Here is a 1,431-nt window from a genome sequence, read left to right on the forward strand (position 1 = left end):
CCCCGCACCGATTGTGCTTATATCACTGATGAAGAATTTGAGTACTTAGTGGCTAATCTGACGAAGTATCTGGGTTTAGTCTCTAAGCAAGTCGCTTTAACCAATACCACCCCAAATAAACGTTACGTCAATGGGAAAAAGGTTGAAGAGCATTACGCCATTATCATGACTAAAGTTGTGCCGACTAAAGAGAAACTAGCCAGCTTATCTAAATTACAGCAACAAGTCTATGACCTGGTTTTAAGGACGACGTTAGCGATGTTTGCTGATCCGTACGAGTACGAAGAAACCACCATTATCACCCAAGTTGGTGACGCCAATTTTAAAGCAACCGGTAAGGTCCCAACTAAGCAAGGTTGGCAAGCTTTATTTGATGATCACAAAACCGACCAGCAAGAGGCAGCCACCCTACCGATCGTTCACCAAGGCGACCAAGTTCAAGCGAATCTGCAAACACCGCAAAAAGAAACGACACCACCGGTGCCCTTTACCGAAGGTACCTTAATTACGGCAATGAAGACGGCCGGTAAAACACTTGATGATGAAGAAGCCCAGGCGATTCTTAAAGATGTGCAAGGCATTGGAACGAGCGCAACCCGGGCAAATGTGCTGGAAGTGTTAAAGAAGCGCGGCTATTTAGTTACTGAAAAGAACAAGCTCCACGTCAGTGAAGCGGGGATTACTTTATGTAAAGCGGTTGAACTCGAACCCTTGTTAACTAGCCCAGAGATGACAGAAAAATGGGAGCAAGCATTACAGCAAATCAGTACCGAAGAACGCACCCCAGATAACTTTTTGAGCCAGATTAAGAAGTTTGTGGCGAAGTTAATTGCTGATGTCCCCACACAATTAACCGGCAATTCAGCCATTAAGCAACAAATCAATCACCAACAGCAAGCACAAAAGTCCGCCGAGGTCTTCTTAGAAACACCGCAAGCGACCGTTTTAAATAAACAGAAGTTTTATATTGTAAAGCCTAAGCAAGGCGAAGACTTTACCCTGCCCAAGAAATGGAGCAGTAAGACCCTCGGGAAGACCGCCATTAAAGCGTTGGTCACCAAGGGGGAAACGAGCAAATTAAAGGGTTTCAAGAGTAAAAAAGGAAAGTCGTTTGACGCCAAGTTAAAGCTTGACGGCCATAAATTAAGTTTTGATTTTGATTAGAACCTGCCTACCGCCCTGCACGTTGTTGCGGGTTGGTGAACCCGTTGTTTAGGTTCACCTTTATAAAGCCAAAAGTAAACCTAAACAACGGGTGAGATTAGCAAAGCAAAGGAGATCAGGTAGCGTCAAGAATCTTGTGTAAATGAAATGCCTTCGTACATATAATATGTATCTAACTTAAATAAATGATGCTTTCAAGGTGTCCTGGAGTCCTTTGAACCCTCGGTGGATCCGCTTCAGAGACTTCTCGTTATAAACATTAAACTG

Annotated in this window: 1 protein-coding gene; it reads left to right on the forward strand. The window is 43.9% G+C overall.

All coding sequences use genetic code 11. The features are described 5' to 3' along the window. Positions 1 to 1,164: type IA DNA topoisomerase (locus tag EKM83_RS13190; protein WP_164505688.1), on the forward strand; the 1,164-nt coding region annotated here is incomplete at its 5' end. Positions 1,165 to 1,431 lie beyond the last annotated feature (267 nt).

Origin of the sequence: Levilactobacillus angrenensis (genome assembly GCF_003946085.1) — a bacterium.
Taxonomy (GTDB): Bacteria; Bacillota; Bacilli; order Lactobacillales; family Lactobacillaceae; genus Levilactobacillus; species Levilactobacillus angrenensis.